Here is a 253-nt window from a genome sequence, read left to right as displayed (position 1 = left end):
GAAGTGCGAAGACGGCATTCCGCTGATCTACTGCGAGCCGAATCAGCTGAAGCAGGTATTTATCAACATTTTGAAAAATGCGATCGAAGTAATGCCCGACGGAGGCAATGTATATGTGTCGATCAAACCGAAAGGAGACGACCATATCATTGTCTCGCTTGCTGACGAAGGAATCGGCATGACAGAAGACAAATTGAAGAGGCTCGGCGAACCTTTTTACACGACAAAAGAACGGGGCACTGGACTCGGGCTG

1 protein-coding gene is annotated in these 253 nt (G+C 48.6%); it reads left to right on the top strand.

Going from position 1 to position 253, the window contains the following annotated elements; translation table 11 throughout:
* Nucleotides 1–253, top strand: a 253-nt coding sequence (locus CF394_RS14100; protein WP_243370907.1) for an ATP-binding protein, incomplete at both ends; no start/stop codon positions are given.

This window comes from Tetzosporium hominis (assembly GCF_002265435.1).
In the GTDB taxonomy this organism is placed as follows: domain Bacteria; phylum Bacillota; class Bacilli; order Bacillales_A; family Planococcaceae; genus Chryseomicrobium; species Chryseomicrobium hominis.
Note: the sequence above shows the minus strand (reverse complement) of the source record. Positions and strands in the feature narration are given on the sequence as shown.